The following is a 12,943-nucleotide window of genomic DNA, read 5'->3' as shown; positions in this document are numbered from 1 at the left end:
GGCACCGCAGGCTCTAATCTGCGGCAGACGGAAGTGAGAATGGCACGTGCTCAGGGGCCGCGCCAGTATCAGGCCGGCCATTGTGCAGGCAACAACAGGATAAATCCGACAGAACGCCCTCTATTTACGCCATTACCGGTGGCAACTGGCGATTCAGTGCCAGCTTGTCCATGACGGCTGTCCCGGTCAGGGCATAACCCAGCAATTCGCCGTCAGCCCCGTGGCAGAGCACCTTGAGGTCACTGCCCTGCCCCTCCACCTGCCAAGTACCATCGTGCCCCAAGGGCGGCGGCGATACCACCAAAGGGCAGGCCGGGGTCTTGACGGTGATAGGCATCGGCCCGTAGGCCACCGCTGTCAGCTTGCCGGCCAGGGTTTGCGCCAGCGCCCGGGCACAGCTCATCAGCGGCATCACGTAGAGCAGGTTGATGCCATCGACCTCGGCACAATCGCCAAGGGCGAAGATGTTGGCGTGGGATGTACGTAATTCGCGGTCTACGCTGACGCCACGATGGGTCTGCAAGCCGGCCGCGGCGGCCAGGTCGATGCGGGGGCGCAGGCCAATGGCCGAAACGACCAGGTCGCAGGCAATCACGCTGCCATCCGACAGGTGTGCCTCCAGGCCGTGGTCCACCTGGTGCAAGCGGGTCAGCACGGGCCCCAGGTGGAAGCGTACACCCAGGCCTTCGAGCCCGCCCTGCACCGCCGCCGCAGCGGCCGGGTGCAGCAGGGTCGGCATGATCTGTTCGCACGGCGCCACCACGTCGACCTGGAAGCCCCCCAAGCTCATGTCGTTGGCGAATTCGCAGCCGATCAGGCCGGCACCGAGGATCAGCACACGTTGTTTGCCGACGGCGGCGGTACGGAAGCGTGCGTAGTCTTCCAGGTCGTTGATCGGGAACACCAGATGGCTGCCATCGCCTTCTATCGGCACCTGCACGGTCTGCGCCCCCCAGGCCAGCACCAGGTCGCGGTACTCCACAGCCTCTTCGCCGATCCACAGGCGCTTGTGGCCTGGGTCGATGCCGCTGATGCGGGTATGGGTACGAACCTCGGCATTCAGTTGCTCGGCCATGGCACCCGGCTCGGCCATGCACAGGCCGTCAGCGTCTTTCTGCTTGGCAAAGCCCATGGAGAGCATGGGCTTGGAGTAGGAGCGACCATCGTCAGCGGTGATCAGCAGCAGCGGCGTCTGCGCATCGAGCTTGCGAAATTCACGGGCCAGGTTGTAGCCCGCCAGGCCGGTGCCGATGATTACCACAGGGGACGTCATGTCGTGCTTTCCTCGATTAGCCGATGGAGATCATTTCAAAGTCGCTTTTGCCCACGCCACAGTCGGGGCACAGCCAGTCTTCAGGCACATCTTCCCAACGGGTGCCGGGGGCGATGCCGTCGTCGGGCCAGCCTTCGGCTTCGTCGTAGACCAGGCCACAGACAATACATTGCCACTTTTTCATCAGGTCTTTTTCCTCGTTAGAACTCAGGCTTTATCTGGCGGGTCTTTGGCCCTGCTTCAGCCATTATGCAAGCAGTCGGGGCAATCATGCTAAGCTCGCCGCCTCATTGGTTGTAACAAGCAGACCGACGTGTCGTACGAATCCCCGCAAGCAGCCGCTGTCGCGTGGCTGCCGTATTCACAGCTGGCGACCGACTTCGACCAGCCTACCCTTGACTGGTTGTTCGACGAGGGTTCGCTGACCCGCCGCCTGACCCACCTGTCCTTTGATCACTTCTCCGTCACCCCGCTGTTCGAGGGCTGGCAACCGCTGCGCGACGATGAATGCCAAGCGCTGGGCATTGCCGCCGGCGCCGAAGGCTGGGTGCGCGAGGTGTACCTGCGCGGCCATGGCCAGCCTTGGGTGTTCGCCCGCAGTGTCGCCAGCCGCAGCGCCCTGGAGCGCGGCGGGCTGGACCTGGAAACCCTCGGCAGCCGCTCGCTGGGCGAGCTGCTGTTCTGCGACCAGGCGTTCATCCGCCACCCGATCGAAGTGTGCAGCTACCCACAGGCGTGGCTGCCGGCCGGCGCCGCCCATGCAGCACTTTGGGGGCGCCGCTCGCGCTTTGAACGAGACGGCCTGGACCTGCTGGTGGCAGAAGTGTTCCTGCCGGCCTTGTGGCAAGCGGCCAGGGAGGAAAACCGCTGATGTACATGCAACTGCTGAAGTCACTGAACCGCCTGCACCCACGGGCCTGGGACTTCGTCCAGCTCAGCCGCATGGACCGGCCGATCGGTATCTACCTGCTGCTGTGGCCGACCCTGTCGGCGGTGTGGATTGCCGGCAACGGTGCTCCCACCCTGGCCAACGTGCTGATCTTCGGCCTTGGCGTAGTGCTGATGCGGGCCGCGGGCTGCTGCATCAACGACTTTGCCGACCGCAAGGTGGACGGCCACGTCAAACGCACCGCCGACCGGCCGCTGGCCAGCGGCCGGGTCAAGCCGCGCGAGGCGCTGGCCCTGTTTGCGATCCTGGTCGGGGTAAGCTTCCTGCTGGTGCTATGCACCAACAGCCGCACGGTGTGGCTGTCGTTTGGCGCGGTGGCGCTGGCGTCCTGCTACCCATTCATGAAGCGCTACACCTATTACCCGCAGGTGGTGCTGGGCGCGGCGTATTCCTGGGGCATTCCCATGGCCTTCACCGCCGCAGGGAGCGAGTTGCCGGCCAGCGCCTGGCTGCTGTACATCGCCAACCTGCTGTGGACGGTGGGTTACGACACCTATTACGCCATGGTCGACCGCGATGACGACCTGAAGATTGGCGTAAAGTCGACCGCGATCCTGTTCGGCGAAGCCGACCGGGCGATCATCCTCACCTTGCAGATGCTGTCGCTAGGTTGCCTGTTGCTTGCGGGTAGCCGCTTCGAACTGGGGGGCTGGTTCCACCTGGGGTTGCTGGGTGCGGCGGCGTGCTTTGCGTGGGAGTACTGGTCGACGCGCAAGCTGGACCGCGAGTCGTGCTTCAAAGCGTTTTTGCACAACCACTGGGCGGGGTTGCTGGTGTTCATCGGGGTAGTGCTGGACTACACACTGCGTCAAGGCTGATGGCCCTATCGCCGGCAGGCCAGCTTCCACAGGTACAGCGCTGCCTGCGAGGCTGTACAAAAACCGTGGGAGCTGGCTTGCCGGCCATGGGCCGCACAGCGGCCCCGGCAATATCAAGGCTTGGCGATATGCCAGACGTCTTTCACGCCATCACCGGTCTTGTCACCGGCCTTCGTGTCCTTGATGAAGGTATACAGCGGCTTGCCGTCGTAGGCCCACTGCATTGCACCATCGTCACGCGTTACGTGGGTCCATTTGTCCTTCGGTGCTTCGTCTTCTTTCTTGACCAGCAACGGTGGCCAGTTTTTGGCGCACGCGTCATTGCACATCGACTTGCCGCCCGCATCCTTGTCAAAGGTGTACAGCGTCATGCCGGCATGATCGACCCACATGCCGTCCTTCTCCATGGCATGGTGGGCCGACGCCACCCCCGGGAGCGCCAGCGCAGTGAAAAGGGCCATCCAGCTCAGCGTTTGTCGTGTCATTGGATTCACCATTGTTTCTGGGGGAATTAGGTTCGGGTTGCCGCCGCAGCGGCCCTTTCAAGCCTAGTTCAGTCACGCAATGTCGCCATAACGGCCAACACCCTGTCACACAGCTGCAATAATTCCGTTATCTAATGCGGGCCAAGACACCGAATCCAGGAGAGGTTTTGAGCATGGTTGGCAGGAACATTCTGATCGTCGACGACGAAGCACCCATTCGCGAGATGATCGCCGTTGCCCTGGAAATGGCCGGCTATGACTGCCTGGAAGCGGAAAACTCCCAACAGGCCCACGCGATCATCGTCGACCGCAAACCGGACCTGATCCTGCTCGACTGGATGTTGCCCGGCACCTCTGGCATCGAGCTGGCCCGCCGCCTCAAGCGCGATGAGCTGACCGGCGACATCCCGATCATCATGCTTACCGCCAAGGGTGAAGAGGACAACAAGATCCAGGGCCTTGAAGTGGGTGCTGACGACTACATCACCAAGCCGTTCTCGCCGCGCGAACTGGTAGCGCGCCTGAAAGCCGTGCTGCGTCGCACCGGCCCGAGCGACAGCGAAGCACCGATCGAAGTCGGCGGCCTGCTGCTCGACCCGATCAGCCACCGCGTCACCATCGACGGCAAGCCCGCCGAGATGGGCCCCACCGAATACCGCCTGCTGCAGTTCTTCATGACCCACCAGGAGCGCGCCTACACCCGTGGCCAGTTGCTGGACCAGGTGTGGGGCGGCAACGTCTATGTCGAAGAACGCACCGTCGACGTACACATCCGTCGTCTGCGCAAGGCGCTGGGTGAGGCCTACGAAAATCTGGTACAAACCGTGCGGGGCACTGGCTACCGCTTCTCGACCAAGAGCTGATCGAGTTCAAAAGCGCCAAGCTGCACGTCGTTGTACAAGGACCGTCAATTGAACCAGAACTGGCACGCAACCCTGATTCGCCATCTGTTGTTGCTGATTACCGTCTGCCTGATTGGCGGGCTGGTCAGCGGCTACTATGGCTGGAGCCTGGCCATTGGCCTGGCGCTTTACCTGGGCTGGACCCTCAAGCAGCTGCTGCGCCTGCACGACTGGCTGCGCAACCACCAACCCGATGAAGCACCGCCCGATGGTTACGGCCTATGGGGCGAGGTGTTCGACAGCATCTACCACCTGCAGCGCCGCGACCAGCGCGTGCGTGGCCGCCTGCAGGCAGTGATCGACCGGGTGCAGGAGTCCACCGCCGCGCTGCGCGACGCGGTGATCATGCTCGACAGCGACGGCAACCTGGAGTGGTGGAACCGTGCCGCCGAAACCCTGCTGGGGTTCAAGACCCCGCAGGACGGTGGCCAGCAGGTAACCAACCTGGTGCGCCATCCGCGCTTCAAGGAGTACTTCGAGACGGAGAACTACCTCGAACCGCTGGAAATACCCTCGCCCATCAACGACCGGATGCGCCTGCAGTTGCACATCACCCGCTACGGCAACAACGAACACCTGATGCTGGTGCGCGATGTCACGCGCATTCACCAGCTGGAACAGATGCGCAAGGACTTCGTCGCCAACGTGTCGCACGAATTGCGCACGCCACTGACGGTGATCACGGGGTATCTGGAAACCCTGCTGGACAACGTAGAGGATGTGAACCCGCGCTGGGGCCGCGCCCTGCAGCAGATGAGCCAGCAAGGCTCGCGCATGCAGACGCTGCTCAACGACCTGTTGCTGCTGGCCAAGCTGGAAGCCACCGATTACCCGTCGGACAACCAGCCGGTGGCGGTCGAAGCCCTGCTCGCCGCGATCAAGAACGACGCTCAGGCCCTGTCTGGGCCACGTAACCAGCGCATCACCCTCGAAGCCGCGCCCGGTGTGAAGCTGAAGGGCAGCGAGTCAGAGCTGCGCAGTGCCTTTTCCAACCTGGTGTTCAACGCGGTCAAGTACACCCAGGACGAGGGCAACATCCGCATCCGCTGGTGGGCCGATGCCCAGGGTGCCCACTTGTCGGTGCAGGACTCGGGGGTGGGCATCGACGCCAAGCATTTGCCCCGCCTGACCGAACGCTTCTACCGGGTGGACTCCAGCCGTGCATCGAATACCGGTGGCACAGGGCTGGGGCTGGCGATCGTCAAGCATGTGCTGATGCGCCACCGCGGCAAACTGGACATCAGCAGCGTGCCGGGCCACGGCAGCACCTTTACCTGTCACTTTGCGCCGGCACAACTGGTCAACGAAAAGGCTTGAGATCGGCGCGGCTGCGCAGCCCTTCGCGGGCAGGCCCGCTTCCACACGGACCGCAATAAGCCAGCCACCCTTTGCTTTTACGGCCCCAGCCGCTACATTGGATCCCCTGTGCCAGCAAGAGCTGGCACTTTTTTTCTCCCAATCTCAAGACGGACCCCGTAAAAACTCCATCATGGACCCTTCCCCTGGTATCAGCCTCACCTCGTTATTCGCCGATTTCGGCATGATCATCTTTGCCTTGCTGCTGGTGCTGCTCAACGGCTTCTTCGTTGCCGCCGAGTTCGCCATGGTCAAGCTGCGCGCCACCCGCGTGGAGTCCATCGCCGAACAGCATGGCTGGCGCGGCAATATCCTGCGCAAGGTCCACAACCAGCTCGACGCCTACCTGTCAGCGTGCCAGCTGGGCATCACCCTCGCCTCCCTGGGCCTGGGCTGGGTCGGCGAACCGGCCTTTGCCCACTTGCTCGAGCCGCTGCTCGCGTACTTCGGTGTCGACTCGCCCGAACTGATCAAGGGCGTGTCGTTCTTCGTCGCATTCTTTGTCATTTCCTACCTGCACATCGTGGTCGGTGAGCTGGCGCCCAAATCCTGGGCCATCCGCAAGCCCGAGCTGCTGTCGCTGTGGACGGCCGTGCCGCTGTACCTGTTCTACTGGGCGATGTACCCGGCCATCTACCTGCTCAATGCCAGCGCCAACACCATCCTGCGCATTGCCGGCCAGGGCGAACCGGGCCCGCACCACGAACACCACTACAGCCGTGAAGAGCTGAAGCTGATCCTGCACTCCAGCCGTGGCCAGGACCCGAGCGACCAAGGCATGCGTGTGCTCGCCTCGGCCGTGGAAATGGGCGAGCTGGAAGTGGTCGACTGGGCCAACTCGCGTGAAGACATGGTCAGCATCGATGCCAATGCACCGCTGAAGCAGATCCTGGCTTTGATACGTCGCCACAAATTCAGCCGCTACCCGGTGTATGACGCCGAGCGTGAAGAGTTCACCGGGCTGCTGCACATCAAGGACCTGCTGCTGGAGCTTGCCGAACTGGAGCACTTGCCCGAGACCATCGACCTGGACGACCTTGCCCGGCCGCTGGAGCGCGTATCGCGGCACATGCCGCTGTCGCAACTGCTGGAGCAGTTCCGCAAGGGCGGCGCGCACTTCGTGCTGGTGGAAGAAGCCGACGGCAAGGTAATCGGCTACCTGACCATGGAAGACGTGCTGGAAGTGCTGGTGGGCGATATCCAGGACGAACACCGCAAGACCGAGCGCGGCATCCTTGCGTACCAGCCAGGCAAGCTGCTGGTACGCGGTGACACCCCGCTGTTCAAGGTGGAGCGCCTGCTGGGCATCGACCTCGATCACATCGAGGCGGAAACCTTGGCGGGGCTGATCTACGAGACGCTCAAGCGCGTACCGGAAGAAGAGGAAGTGCTGGAGGTCGAAGGGCTGCGCATCATCATCAAGAAGATGAAAGGGCCCAAGATCGTGCTGGCCAAGGTGCTCAAGCTCGATTGAGGGGTACGGGGCTGCTGCGCAGCCCATCGCGGCACAAGGCCGCTCCTACAGGGGTTCGCGTAATCCTGTAGGAGCGGCCTTGTGCCGCGAAAGGGCCGCAAAGCGGCCCCAAAAATCTCAAGGGTTACCCGCAGTAAAGTCGGGCAACCCGCTGATCGGCCGGTCGAACCGGTAAGGTATCGACTCCAGCGCCAACCCCACATTGCGCTGCACCACAAAATGCAGGTGCGGGCCTGTGCTGTTGCCAGTATTGCCCGACTTGGCCAGCATCTGCCCCTGGCGTACCCGCTGCCCCTCCGCCACCACCACCGAACCACGCATCAGGTGCAGATAAACGCCCATGGTGCCGTCCGGGTGCAGGATCCTGACAAAGTTGCCCGAGGGGTTGGGCTCGCGCCCGCTCTGGCTGTTCTGCGTCTTCACCACCACGCCTTCCCGCGCCGCGATGATGGTAGTGCCTTCAGGCATGGCGAAATCCATGGCGTAGCGCCCTTTGGGCCCAAAATGGCTGACACGGCCGTTGGGGCCTTGGGTGACGCGGAACGGCCCGCCGACCCAGGGGAACGCATACCGGAAGCCCTGAGGCCGCTTGCCAGGGTCCCCCATGGCCTGGAGCAGGGTCGAGCGGTAGTTCAGCAGCAGCCCGGGGCGCCCCCTGAGCACGCTGAGCATTTGCGTGGTGCGCGGCGGCAGGAGCCGGCGCACGATACGCGGGGCATCGCCGCCTTGGGCGTTCACCAGGTTGTCCAGGCGTAATTCGACCTCTACCGGCACATGCAGCTCGTTGCGTGCCGAAAAGCTCACGCCGCCGTCGAAGGTTTTCGCGTTCAGCAGCACTTGGCCTTCGAGTGTTTCGACCATGGGCTCGCGCAGCACCAAGGGTTTGGCGCCAGGGCCTGGCCGGTCGGTATAGGACACGACACCGAAATCGTCGGTGATTTTATAAAGCGTCACACCCAGGCTCGACGCCGAGGCCATGAGCAATGCACAGAACAGCAGCAGGCGGGCGGGCATGATAGTGGCTTTTTGACAGTTATGATCTGTCGAAGCCTAGCAGCGCGTTTTGAGGCAGGTATTGCAGTTGGTCGGATGGCTCAGGGCTGCGCGGGCTTTTTGTAGGAGCGGCCTTGTGTCGCGATAGGGCTGCGGCAGCAGCCCCAGGATTTCAGCTTCGCCGCATGAATTGCCGGGCTCAGGCGCCGGGTGTGAAGTGTTTCTGCGCGGTGCCGCGGGCAATCAGGCGCGACAGGTAATCAAGCTTCTGGGCGTCCTGGTCAACAAACTTGAAGGTCAACTGCAGCCAGTCGCTGTCGGGCTTGGGCTCCAATGCAGCAACGGCGTGCAGGTAGCCGTTCAGGCGGGCGACTTCGGCGTTCTCGCCCTGCTCCAGGTCCAGCACGGCGCCCTCCAGCACCTGCGGCAGCGCTTCGCTGCGGCGTACCACCAACAGCGCCTCTTTCAGGCTCAGCGCCTTGATCACGCACGGTTGCATGCCGCTGGCCAGGCGCAACTGGCCTTGGCCCCGCCCCGTCGGCGCGGGGGCTGGAGGCGTAGGTGCAGTGACCAATGGCTTGGCAGCCACTGGCGCCGATGGGGGGGCCGTCACCTTGGCTGCCTCTGGCTTGCCACCTGTCAGGGCACTCAAAGAATCGTTGGCGAATGCCGGGTTGGCCCGCGCCGGGCCGATGGCCATCAGGCTGTCGAGCTTACCGATCCTGGTCAGCGCTTTTTTCACCTTGGTCAGCAGTTGTTCATTGGTGAACGGCTTGCCAACAAAGTCGGAAACGCCCGCCTGGATCGCCTGAATGACGTTTTCCTTGTCGCCACGGCTGGTCACCATGATGAACTGCAGGTTCTTCAGCGCTGGCTGCTGACGGCACCAGGTGAGCAATTCCAGGCCGGACATTTCCGGCATTTCCCAGTCACACAGGACCAGGTCGAAGGCTTCCTTGCCCAGCATGGCCATGGCCTTGCGACCATTGATGGCGTCGTCGATGGCCATGCCCGGGAAGGCATTGCGCAGGCACTTGCGGACCAGGTCACGGATAAACGGGGCGTCATCCACGACCAGCACATTCACTTTACTCATCAATACTCCTTCTGAATCCCGACTAGCCTACTGCCAAATAATGGCCATTTGCTACAACCTGGTCACGCCGGGACTTCTTCACATCGTTCGCGGGTGCCTGCCGGCTCCTCGACCGCAAACGAAAACGCCCGGCCAAGGCCGGGCGTCGAAGCTCGGGAGCAACCTTACTTATCGTCAGATTCGCCCGGAACATTAGCCTTTTCGCCGTCGGCGACAGCGGTACCCTGCACTTCTGCCGTCATCCGCTTGAGGCCCATGTGGCGCACGTCGGTGCCGCGCACCAGGTAAATCACCAACTCGGAGATGTTGCGGGCATGGTCACCGATACGCTCCAGCGAGCGCAGCGCCCAGATCACGCTCAGTACCCGCGAGATAGAGCGCGGGTCTTCCATCATGTAGGTCACCAGCTCGCGCAGGGCAGTCTTGTACTCGCGGTCGATGGTCTTGTCGTACTGGGCTACCGACAATGCCAGGTCGGCATCGAAGCGGGCAAAAGCATCAAGCGCATCGCGGACCATGTTGCGCACCTGGTCGCCAATGTGGCGCACCTCGACGTAGCCGCGCGGCGACTCGCCTTCTTCGCACAGCTGGATGGCGCGGCGAGCAATTTTGGTGGCCTCGTCACCAATGCGCTCAAGGTCGATCACCGACTTGGAGATGCTGATGATCAGGCGCAGGTCGGAGGCCGCCGGCTGGCGACGGGCGAGGATGCGCACGCATTCCTCGTCGATGTTGCGCTCCATCTGGTTGATCTGTTCGTCGACTTCGCGCACTTGCTGGGCCAGACCCGAGTCGGCCTCGATCAGCGCTGTAACCGCGTCATTGACTTGTTTTTCCACCAGACCACCCATGGCCAGCAGGTGGCTGCGCACCTCTTCGAGCTCGGCGTTGAACTGCTGGGAAATATGGTGAGTAAGGCTTTCTTTGTTGATCATCGTTCGCTCCGCGAAGAGGCTTCAAGCTTCAAGTAGTTCGTGTCATTCCCTGTGGGAGCGGGCCGCGTGGCTGCTAGCCGTAGCGACCGGTGATGTAGTCTTCGGTCTGCTTCTTCGCCGGGTTGGTGAACAGGGTATCGGTGTCACCGAATTCGACCAGTTTGCCCATGTACATGAATGCGGTGTAGTCCGAAACCCGGGCCGCCTGCTGCATGTTGTGGGTCACGATGACGATGGTGTACTTGGCTTTCAATTCGTAGATCAGTTCTTCGACCTTCAGGGTCGAGATCGGGTCCAGTGCCGAGCACGGTTCGTCGAGCAACAGCACTTCCGGCTCTACGGCAATGGTGCGGGCGATGACCAGACGCTGCTGCTGGCCACCGGAAAGGCCTAGCGCCGACTCGTGCAGGCGGTCCTTGACCTCGTCCCACAGGGCCGCTCCCTTGAGCGCCCACTCCACGGCTTCGTCAAGCACACGCTTTTTGTTGATGCCCTGGATACGCAGGCCGTAGACCACGTTCTCGTAGATGGTCTTGGGGAACGGGTTGGGCTTCTGGAACACCATGCCCACACGGCGGCGCAGCTCGGCCACGTCTTCGCCCTTGCGGTAAATGTTGTTACCGTACAGGTTGATGGCGCCTTCCACACGGCAGCCATCAACCAGGTCGTTCATCCGGTTGAAGGTGCGCAGCAGGGTCGACTTGCCGCAGCCGGAGGGGCCGATGAAGGCGGTTACGCGCTGCTTGGGAATGTTCATACTGACGTCGAACAGCGCCTGCTTGTCGCCGTAGAACAGGCTCAGGCCCGGCACTTCGATGGCCACGGTTTCTTCGGCCAGGTGCAGGCTCTGCTTGTTGCGGCCCAGGGCAGACATGTCGATGCCGTGGGTATGAGAATCTTGCTGCATGGTCAACTCCATACGCTGTCAATTCGTTTCAAAGGGCCGCCCGGCTCACCGGGGGCACGCTTGCAATCAGGCTCAGCTGTCCAGCGCCTTGTACTTCTCGCGCAGGTGGTTGCGGATCCACACGGCCGACAGGTTGAGGGAAGCGATCACCAGCACCAGCAACAGTGCCGTGGCGTACACCAGCGGCCGCGCGGCCTCGACGTTCGGGCTCTGGAAGCCGACGTCATAGATGTGGAAGCCCAAGTGCATGATCTTCTGGTCCAGGTGCAGGTAGGGGTAGTTCCCGTCCACTGGCAGCGACGGCGCCAGCTTCACCACACCCACCAGCATCAGCGGCGCCACTTCACCGGCAGCGCGGGCCACGGCGAGGATCATGCCGGTCATCATGGCCGGGCTTGCCATGGGCAAGACGATCTTCCACAGCGTCTCGGCCTTGGTCGCGCCCAAGGCCAGCGAGCCCTCGCGCACGGTACGCGGAATACGCGCCAAACCTTCTTCGGTGGCCACGATCACCACCGGAACAGCCAGCAGTGCCAGGGTCAACGATGCCCACAGCAGGCCGGGGGTACCCAAGGTCGGCGCCGGCAGGGCTTCGGGGAAGAACAAGCGGTCTATCGAGCCACCCAGCACGTAGACGAAGAAGCCCAGGCCGAACACACCGTAGACGATCGCCGGCACGCCAGCCAGGTTGTTCACTGCAATACGGATCAGGCGGGTCACCGGGCCTTGCCGTGCGTACTCGCGCAGGTACACAGCAGCCAGCACGCCAAACGGGGTGACGATTACGGCCATGATCAGGGTCATCATCACGGTACCGAAAATGGCCGGGAAGATACCGCCTTCGGTGTTGGCCTCACGCGGGTCATCGCTGAGGAACTCCCAAACTTTGGCAAAGTAAGTACCCAGCTTGTTGAAACCGGACATGCCGTTCGGCTGGATGGCGTGCACCACCTTGCTCAGGTTGATCTCCACTTCACGGCCGTTGGCGTCACGGGCCACCAGGCTGTCGCGGGCGAACGCCTGGTGCAGGCCGCTCAAGCGGTCTTCGATGGCTTTGTAGCGGCTGTTCAGCTCGGCGCGGTCGGCGTCCATGTCGGCCTGGGCGGCGGCGTCCAGCTTGCCGTCCAGTTCCAGCTTGCGTGCCTGCAGGCGCAGGCGCTCAAGGCCATGGTTGATGGCACCGATGTCCTTCTTCTCCAACTGCTGCAGCTCACCGTTGAGCTGGTTGGCGCGCTTTAGGCGGGCCTGCAGTTCGTTCCACGCAGCAGGGCCTTCGGCAACTACGCGGCCCTCTTCCTTGACGCTGACCAGGTAGCCATAGAAGTTGCCCCACTCGCGGCGCTCCAGGGCGATCAGGTCGGCCGGGCGCTGTTCATCGACCAGCCAGTCGCCGACCACCCAGGTGAAGTCGCTGCCGTTGAGGTCGCGGTTACCCACCTTTATCAGCTCGCGGGTCATGAACTCCGGGCCCTGGTCCGGTACCGGCAGGCCGGCCCCCTTCAGGCGGGCACGGGGTACCTCTTCCTTTTGCACCACTTCGCCGATGACGACATGGTCAGCCTGGCCCGGCACCTTGTAGGTGGCCTGGACAAGATCGGCCGGCCAGAAGTGGCCCAGGCCGCGCACGGCAATCACCGCCAGCAGGCCGACGGTCATGATCACCGCCATGGCCACGGCGCCGCCGCTCATCCAGACGCCAGGGGCGCCGCTCTTGAACCAGCCTTTGAGGGAATCCTTTTTCACGGATCGCTACCT

Annotated in this window: 13 protein-coding genes; 5 read left to right on the top strand and 8 right to left on the bottom strand. The window is 62.8% G+C overall.

Annotated elements, in window-relative coordinates; all coding sequences use genetic code 11:
* Positions 1 to 124 precede the first annotated feature (124 nt).
* The gene (locus J3A71_RS00425) at positions 125 to 1,273 is read right to left on the bottom strand and encodes an FAD-dependent oxidoreductase (protein ID WP_023046968.1); all 1,149 of its coding nucleotides are present in this window, start codon (positions 1,271 to 1,273) and stop codon (positions 125 to 127) included.
* Between the two features lie 16 nt (positions 1,274 to 1,289).
* Entirely contained in the window at positions 1,290 to 1,457 is a 168-nt protein-coding gene (locus J3A71_RS00420) for a rubredoxin (protein WP_016489838.1), read from the bottom strand.
* Positions 1,458 to 1,586: 129 nt separating this feature from the next.
* Here J3A71_RS00420 and J3A71_RS00415 point away from each other — a divergent pair, with 129 nt between their 5' ends.
* A complete protein-coding gene (locus tag J3A71_RS00415) occupies positions 1,587 to 2,144 on the top strand; it encodes a chorismate lyase (protein WP_096426914.1) in 558 nt (185 codons plus the stop codon).
* On the top strand, positions 2,144 to 3,040 hold the full coding sequence (ubiA, locus tag J3A71_RS00410; RefSeq protein WP_016489840.1) for a 4-hydroxybenzoate octaprenyltransferase: 897 nt from the start codon (positions 2,144 to 2,146) through the stop codon (positions 3,038 to 3,040). Before J3A71_RS00415 ends, ubiA begins: the two co-directional genes overlap by 1 nt.
* A 113-nt stretch (positions 3,041 to 3,153) precedes the next feature.
* Here the strand turns inward: ubiA and J3A71_RS00405 are convergent, their stop codons facing one another.
* Complete coding sequence (locus tag J3A71_RS00405) at positions 3,154 to 3,525, bottom strand: hypothetical protein (RefSeq protein WP_016489841.1); 372 nt, start codon at positions 3,523 to 3,525, stop codon at positions 3,154 to 3,156.
* Between the two features lie 173 nt (positions 3,526 to 3,698).
* Here J3A71_RS00405 and phoB point away from each other — a divergent pair, with 173 nt between their 5' ends.
* The 3 genes from phoB (at position 3,699) to J3A71_RS00390 (ending at position 7,257) form a co-directional block, all read left to right on the top strand.
* Entirely contained in the window at positions 3,699 to 4,388 is a 690-nt protein-coding gene (gene phoB, locus J3A71_RS00400; protein ID WP_003253341.1) for a phosphate regulon transcriptional regulator PhoB, read from the top strand.
* A gap of 48 nt (positions 4,389 to 4,436) precedes the next feature.
* On the top strand, positions 4,437 to 5,744 hold the full coding sequence (gene phoR / locus J3A71_RS00395) for a phosphate regulon sensor histidine kinase PhoR (protein WP_023046971.1): 1,308 nt from the start codon (positions 4,437 to 4,439) through the stop codon (positions 5,742 to 5,744).
* Positions 5,745 to 5,916: 172 nt separating this feature from the next.
* Positions 5,917 to 7,257 (top strand): hemolysin family protein, encoded by a 1,341-nt coding sequence (locus J3A71_RS00390; protein WP_016489843.1) that lies wholly within the window; start codon positions 5,917 to 5,919, stop codon positions 7,255 to 7,257.
* Between the two features lie 117 nt (positions 7,258 to 7,374).
* On the opposite strand, the gene J3A71_RS00385 is transcribed toward J3A71_RS00390, so the two are convergent.
* The 5 genes from J3A71_RS00385 to pstA form a co-directional block, all read right to left on the bottom strand.
* Positions 7,375 to 8,271 (bottom strand): peptidoglycan DD-metalloendopeptidase family protein, encoded by an 897-nt coding sequence (locus tag J3A71_RS00385; protein ID WP_016489844.1) that lies wholly within the window; start codon positions 8,269 to 8,271, stop codon positions 7,375 to 7,377.
* Positions 8,272 to 8,449: 178 nt separating this feature from the next.
* Positions 8,450 to 9,346 (bottom strand): response regulator, encoded by an 897-nt coding sequence (locus tag J3A71_RS00380; RefSeq protein WP_095116246.1) that lies wholly within the window; start codon positions 9,344 to 9,346, stop codon positions 8,450 to 8,452.
* A 164-nt stretch (positions 9,347 to 9,510) separates the two neighbouring features.
* On the bottom strand, positions 9,511 to 10,281 hold the full coding sequence (phoU, locus tag J3A71_RS00375; protein WP_016489846.1) for a phosphate signaling complex protein PhoU: 771 nt from the start codon (positions 10,279 to 10,281) through the stop codon (positions 9,511 to 9,513).
* A 73-nt stretch (positions 10,282 to 10,354) separates the two neighbouring features.
* Positions 10,355 to 11,188, bottom strand: a complete 834-nt coding sequence (gene pstB / locus J3A71_RS00370) for a phosphate ABC transporter ATP-binding protein PstB (protein ID WP_016489847.1) — start codon at positions 11,186 to 11,188, stop codon at positions 10,355 to 10,357.
* A 72-nt stretch (positions 11,189 to 11,260) separates the two neighbouring features.
* Positions 11,261 to 12,877, bottom strand: coding sequence for a phosphate ABC transporter permease PstA (gene pstA / locus J3A71_RS00365; protein WP_172455922.1), 1,617 nt, complete (start codon positions 12,875 to 12,877; stop codon positions 11,261 to 11,263).
* Positions 12,878 to 12,943 lie beyond the last annotated feature (66 nt).

Origin of the sequence: Pseudomonas sp. PvP089, from assembly GCF_017875165.1 — a bacterium.
Taxonomy (GTDB): domain Bacteria; phylum Pseudomonadota; class Gammaproteobacteria; order Pseudomonadales; family Pseudomonadaceae; genus Aquipseudomonas; species Aquipseudomonas fortuita.
Note: the sequence above shows the minus strand (reverse complement) of the source record. Positions and strands in the feature narration are given on the sequence as shown.

What these genes read in the sequence shown, in the direction of transcription:
- J3A71_RS00425 (WP_023046968.1), bottom strand. Translation starts at nt 1,273, where the DNA reads ATGACGTCCCCTGTGGTAATCATCGGCACCGGCCTGGCGGGCTACAAC.
- J3A71_RS00420 (WP_016489838.1), bottom strand. Translation starts at nt 1,457, where the DNA reads ATGAAAAAGTGGCAATGTATTGTCTGTGGCCTGGTCTACGACGAAGCC.
- ubiA (WP_016489840.1), top strand. Translation starts at nt 2,144, where the DNA reads ATGTACATGCAACTGCTGAAGTCACTGAACCGCCTGCACCCACGGGCC.
- J3A71_RS00405 (WP_016489841.1), bottom strand. Translation starts at nt 3,525, where the DNA reads ATGACACGACAAACGCTGAGCTGGATGGCCCTTTTCACTGCGCTGGCG.
- phoB (WP_003253341.1), top strand. Translation starts at nt 3,699, where the DNA reads ATGGTTGGCAGGAACATTCTGATCGTCGACGACGAAGCACCCATTCGC.
- J3A71_RS00390 (WP_016489843.1), top strand. Translation starts at nt 5,917, where the DNA reads ATGGACCCTTCCCCTGGTATCAGCCTCACCTCGTTATTCGCCGATTTC.
- J3A71_RS00385 (WP_016489844.1), bottom strand. Translation starts at nt 8,271, where the DNA reads ATGCCCGCCCGCCTGCTGCTGTTCTGTGCATTGCTCATGGCCTCGGCG.
- J3A71_RS00380 (WP_095116246.1), bottom strand. Translation starts at nt 9,346, where the DNA reads ATGAGTAAAGTGAATGTGCTGGTCGTGGATGACGCCCCGTTTATCCGT.
- phoU (WP_016489846.1), bottom strand. Translation starts at nt 10,281, where the DNA reads ATGATCAACAAAGAAAGCCTTACTCACCATATTTCCCAGCAGTTCAAC.
- pstB (WP_016489847.1), bottom strand. Translation starts at nt 11,188, where the DNA reads ATGCAGCAAGATTCTCATACCCACGGCATCGACATGTCTGCCCTGGGC.
- pstA (WP_172455922.1), bottom strand. Translation starts at nt 12,877, where the DNA reads ATGAGCGGCGGCGCCGTGGCCATGGCGGTGATCATGACCGTCGGCCTG.